This is a genomic window from Acinetobacter legionensis (assembly GCF_048551735.1).
Classification (GTDB): domain Bacteria; phylum Pseudomonadota; class Gammaproteobacteria; order Pseudomonadales; family Moraxellaceae; genus Acinetobacter.
The window spans coordinates 59,870-65,869 of the sequence record NZ_JBIMBV010000024.1; the positions used below are offsets into that span (position 1 = coordinate 59,870).

General features: G+C 36.5%; 4 protein-coding genes. All 4 read left to right on the top strand.

All coding sequences use genetic code 11. From position 1 onward, the window contains the following. Positions 1 to 93: 93 nt before the first annotated feature. Positions 94 to 1,509 carry a TolC family protein gene (locus ACG9ZL_RS18365; RefSeq protein ID WP_336954580.1) on the top strand — a complete coding sequence of 472 codons (1,416 nt, stop codon included), beginning with the start codon at positions 94 to 96 and terminating at the stop codon, positions 1,507 to 1,509. Next, positions 1,506 to 3,647, top strand: a complete 2,142-nt coding sequence (locus ACG9ZL_RS18370) for a type I secretion system permease/ATPase (RefSeq protein WP_419361074.1) — start codon at positions 1,506 to 1,508, stop codon at positions 3,645 to 3,647. Before ACG9ZL_RS18365 ends, ACG9ZL_RS18370 begins: the two co-directional genes overlap by 4 nt. Continuing rightward, positions 3,644 to 4,831: an HlyD family type I secretion periplasmic adaptor subunit gene (locus tag ACG9ZL_RS18375; protein WP_419328746.1), complete on the top strand. Its 1,188-nt coding sequence runs from the start codon at positions 3,644 to 3,646 to the stop codon at positions 4,829 to 4,831. Before ACG9ZL_RS18370 ends, ACG9ZL_RS18375 begins: the two co-directional genes overlap by 4 nt. 362 nt (positions 4,832 to 5,193) lie before the next feature. Further along, the coding region (locus tag ACG9ZL_RS18380; protein WP_419361077.1) for a BapA/Bap/LapF family prefix-like domain-containing protein at positions 5,194 to 6,000 on the top strand (807 nt) is incomplete at its 3' end.

Below are 6,000 nucleotides of genomic sequence, written 5' to 3' on the forward strand. Positions count from 1 at the left end.
CACCAAAATCAGTTTCTATTTATAATTAGCTTAACGAGTAATTTTTTTATAATTTTCTATATTATTTTTATTGCATCGACTGTGAAGGCTGAAATGATATTAGCCAAACCAGAGAAAAATTTAAAGAATAAAATTTCTCAACTTTTTGCTCCTGAAACTGATCAAAGTTATAAATTTGTTGAGTTGCAAAAACTAAGCAATTTGCAAGTAGATCAAAGTCAATTTCAAAAAATTGGAAATGAAGGTTTTTTTCCTACTGTACCTAATATTTTAACACATGATTCTATTAATTTAATTGATGCTATCCATTATTCAATTCAACAGAATCCTGATATTTCACAGGCGATTGCTAATTTAGCAGCAGAAAATGCAGGCGTTGATTTTGCAAAAGCTGGTTATTATCCGCAATTATCAGGAGGAGTCAGTACTGGAGATTTAACAACAGGAGAGCGTGGCCGCCAGTTACTCAGTTTAAATGCAACCCAGATGGTTTATGATTTCGGGAAAATAAAGTCTGGAGTTTCAGTAGCGCAAGCTAAGGTACAACTTGAACAAGCAAATGTCTTAGTCAGTATTGATGATATCGCTTTAGATGCATCCCAAACTATTATTAATATTCAGCGCTATTTACGATTAAATAAAATTGCTGAGCAACAAATAACGGGTATTCAACGAATTAAGGATATCGCAAATTTACGCGCAAATGCTGGAATCAGTAGTCAAGCTGACCCAATTCAAGCTCAATCTTATCTAGAGTCAGCGCAATCAAGTTTAATTGCTCAACAATCTTTGTTACGCCAATATCAGCAACATTTACGCATTCTTCTTGGTGTAGATATTTTTAATAAGGTTTGGCTGATTCCTGACGATCTTGTTATGCAATCTGATTTATATGGTGAACCTCAATTTAATATCATTCCTAAAATGATTGTAGCTCTAGCTAAGGTAGAAGTTGCAAAAGCCCAAAAAGAACAAACCCGATTAACTCGTTATCCAACGCTTGCGGTTAAAGGTTCGCTAAATCAGGCCTTAAATGGTCGTAATCCGAATAATGGTAGAGATGATGGGTTTTATAGTTCCATTATGCTTGAAGCGACCAGTCAGTTTTACCAAGGGGGGGCTAATTCTTCGCAAGTTAAAATGGCGAGTTATGCGGAAGAAGCTGCCAAATCAGAAGTGAACTCAGTATACCGAGATGTTCTAAATCAGATTAGAACGAGTCGTGAACAAATTGAAAACAAACAGCGCCAAATACAAGTTTTAGCAAATAGACAAGAAACAACCGTTCGGACCCGAGAGCTATATCAGGAACAATATAAGCTGGGAACACGTTCATTGGTTGATTTACTTAATGCTGAACAAGCAATCCATAGTGCAAATACAGAGCTCGAGACAGCACGTTATGACATCTATAACAGTATTGTTCAGTATATTGCCGCAACAGGTCGTTCGCGACAAGTTTATGGCTTAAACAATATTTCAATTCAGGGGTTCGAAGTTCAGCCATGACGACAAAAAAAAATTATCAACCCTGGTTACAAGCAATACTCACGGTTGCAAAGTATTATCGGATTGAGCCATCAGAAGAAAGAATTCGCTTACAATTGGAATGGAATCAAAACCAAAAGCTGGATGACATTTTACTATTGATCGCCCGTCAGGTTGGATTAAATCTACGTAAATCTAATTTTTCTGTAGAGCTTTTAAACCCATGGCTTTTACCTGTCATTTTTGAACTAAATGATGGACAAGTTGGGGTCGTTGATAAAGCAGATAAGCAAGGAAATGTTAATATTCAATTTAGTGGTGATCAAGGTTTATCACAAAGTATTCATATAGATTTATTAAAAGATAAAATCAAGTATGTATACACTTTGCGGCCAGAGACTTCAATTCCTGATGCTCGCATTGATGAATATATTAAGCCATATCAAGAAAATTGGTTCTGGTCGATTGCCTTACGCGATTGGAAGCGATATATAGATATAATGTTTGCCTCTTTGATTGCAAACATATTGGCATTGGCAACCATTATATTTTCTATGCAGGTTTATGACCGTGTCGTACCTTCACAATCTATTTCAACATTATGGGTATTAGCTGGTGGGGTATTAATTGCGGCGATCTTTGAATTCGTATTACGTGTATCTCGTGTCTATCTGTCTGATATTATTGGTAAAAGAGCTGATTTACGTATTTCAGATCGCGTTTTGGGACATGCACTAAGAATTAAAAATAAAGATCGCTCAAAATCGACGGGTAGTTTTATTTCTCAAATCCGTGAACTGGAAGGTGTTAGAGAACTTATTACTTCAACTACAATTGGTGCAATTGCTGACTTACCCTTCTTTTTTCTTTTTCTGTTCATTTTTGCTTTCATTGGTGGAAATCTATTTTGGGTGATGTTGTTGGTTATCCCGCTTATGATTTTACCCGCAATTTTGGTACAGAAAAAATTGGCGCAGTTAGCACAAGAGGGGATGCGTGAGTCGGCTATTCGAAATGCAATATTAGTAGAGGTGGTTCAGGGTATAGAAGATATCAAGTTATTGCGGGCAGAATCTCGTTTCCAAAATCAATGGAACCATATGAATGAGATTTCCGCTGATATCGGGATGAAACAACGTAAAATTGTCGGCACTTTGATGGCCTGGACGCAAAAACTTCAGGGTTTAACATACGCTATGGTTGTTTTAGTGGGTTGTTTTGCTGTCATTGATGGTGAAATGACAACGGGTGCTTTGGTTGCATGCTCAATTTTGTCATCACGAATGCTCGCTCCAATTGCCCAGATTACAGGAATTTTGGGACGTTTACAGCAGACCAAAATAGCGAAACAAAGTTTAGATGAGCTGATGAAGCGACCTATTGATCAAGCTGAGCGTTCTCATTTAGTTCACAAGCCGGTTTTGAATGGGGACTATGAGTTAAAGAATGTTTTGTTTCAATATGGAGATGAGGATCCTAAACCGAGTCTTATGATTCGTCATTTAAAAATTCGAGCAGGCGAAAAAGTCGCCATATTAGGTCGTAATGGCGCAGGTAAGTCTACTTTGTTGCAATTGCTATCAGGTATGCAGGAACCCAATCAAGGTGCAGTTCATCTCGATGGTCTAGATTTATCTTTAATAGATCCATCTGATGTACGACGTGATATGGGCTTACTCAATCAGAATGCATATTTGTTCTACGGCACGATTCGAGAAAATTTGACCCTAGGTGCGCCTTTAGCAACAGACGATGACATATTAAATGCTTTGACTGTTACAGGAGCTCTTGCTTTTATTCAAGAAAAGAAGGAAGGACTTGACCATCTGATTTTGGAGGGAGGTATTGGTTTTTCTGGAGGGCAAAAACAAGCATTTCTTTTGGCTCGGTTACTCATTCGTCAACCAAATATCCTCTTGCTGGATGAACCTACAGCTTCCATTGATGATGTCTCAGAAAAACAACTAATTGATCACTTAAAAGATTGGTTAGCTCATCGAACGCTTATTGTTGCAACTCACCGCCGGGCTGTCTTAGAACTAGTTGATCGCATTGTTGTCGTTAATGATGGAAAAATTGTCATGGATGGGCCAAGAGACGAGATATTAAGTCAATCAACTATTCAACACAATAATGTTAAACAAGGAGATGATTCATGAGCGAGCAACAAGAAAAAGATCGTTCAATGAATGTTTCCTATACTGAACCATCTTTACCCCGTGTGAGCTTAATCATTTGGATTGTAGGTATTGGCTTTCTGATTTTTTGTATTTGGGCTTGGATATTTAAACTTGAGGAAGTATCTACAGGAGTAGGAAAGGTTATCCCTTCTTCTAAAGAGCAGGTAATACAATCTTTGGAAGGGGGAATTCTCACCAAATTAAATGTACAAGAAGGTGATATTGTTGAAAAAGGTGAAATACTGGCACAGTTAGATCCTACTCGTTTTGCATCAAATGTTGGTGAATCCCAATCTTTACTGGTGGCAGCTCAGGCAACAGCAGCTCGTTTACGTGCAGAAGTGAATGGAACACCATTAGTTTTCCCTAAGATTGTTACAACAGATTCAATGTTGGTAAGTGAAGAAACGGCGCTGTATCAGTCTAGACGAGAGGATGTGGAGCAAACCCTGAAAGGGTACAAAGAGGCTTTACAGTTGGTACAGCAAGAGTTAACTATGACTGAGCCATTGGTTGCTAAAGGAGCTGCGAGTGAAGTTGAAGTTTTACGCTTGCGTCGTTCGGCAAATGATTTACAAAATAAAATGAATGATGTTCGAAATCAATATTATGTGAAAGCACGGGAAGAATTAGCTAAAGCCAATATGGATATCCAAACTCAACAACAAGTGGTTGTGGGGAGGACCGATAGTTTGGATCGGGCTATTTTTAGAGCCCCCGTGCGCGGTGTTGTGAAAGAAATTTCGGTGACAACACATGGCGGTGTTATACCGCAAAATGGGAAGTTTATGACGATAGTTCCAATTGATGAAAAGCTTTTGATTGAGGCTCGAATTTTGCCACGTGATATCGCTTTTATTCATCCCGGACAAGAAGCACTAGTAAAAATTACAGCATATGACTATTCAATTTATGGAGGATTGAAAGGTAAAGTGACAGTGATATCTCCTGATACTATTCGAGATGAAGTAAAGCAAGATCAGTTTTACTATAGAGTATATATTCGTACGGATTCTGACAAACTTTATAATAAAGAAAAAAAATCATTTGCAATTACACCAGGTATGGTGGCGACTGTAGATATTCGTACAGGTGAGAAAACAATATTGGATTATTTATTAAAACCATTTAATAAAGTAAAAGAAGCATTGCGCGAAAGATAAATTTTAAAATATAAGTATGAATTTTTAATATAAAAATTCATACTTATTTCAAAATGTTTTTATTATTTTAAAATATGAATTTTATTATTTGGATTTTAAAACATAATAGTCTAATAAATGTATTTTATACATTAAAACAAAATAAACTATTGAAAATTAATAAATATCTCTAATTTAATAATTGAGATTAAAAAATATACTGCATTTTTATTTTTTTTGTGTGATGAAATTCATGTATATAATTTATTTCTGTGTTGAGGTTTGCCTTTATTTTATCTAATTTATTCCATAGTTTGGGCTCTTTTTATTTAAGAGCTTTAAATTGGATTCATTTAAATAAAATCCTTTAAGGGGCAGAAAATATGTCAGAAATACAAGTTGTTTCTAAGGAAAGCCATAAGGTCTTAGAAACCACAACAAAAGATAATGTTTCACTTTCAGAAGCATCCGTAGTTTTAATAAAGGTCAATAAAGATGATGTTTCTGAAATAAAACAAGATGGTAGGAATGCAATTATCACTTTAAAAAATGGTGATAAAATTGTAATAGTTGATTTTTTTAATGGCGGTAATTATTCAACTGATAATAGTTTAGTTTTTGAAGATGGCAACCATAAATTAGTTTGGGTGCAATTTACAGATAGTAATGGCGCATTATTAGAAAATATCACATATAGTTATATAGATGATATAGAACCACTACTTTATCATGATGGTGCAGGCTCGCCATGGGCATGGTTATCAGTACCATTAACTGCTGCAGGAATTTTGTGGTGGGCGAATGATAATGATAGTAATAATGGTAAATCTTCAGTAAAACCTGACACTACTCCACCAACAGCTCCTGTAGTAGATCCAATTAATGGAAAAGATCCTATTACAGGTACAGCTGAGCCAGGCTCAACAGTCACAGTCACTTACCCAGATGGTACCAAAACCACAGTTGTTACGAGTCCAGATGGAACTTGGACAGTGCCAAATCCTGGTTTAAAAGATGGTGATGAAGTTAAGGTAATCGCGACAGACCCAGCAGGGAATAATTCATTACCAACGGTCGTCGTTGTAGATGCTATTCCACCAACAGCTCCTGTAGTAGATCCAATTAATGGAAAAGATCCTATTACAGGTACAGCTGAGCCAGGCTCAACAGTCACAGTCACTTACCCAGAT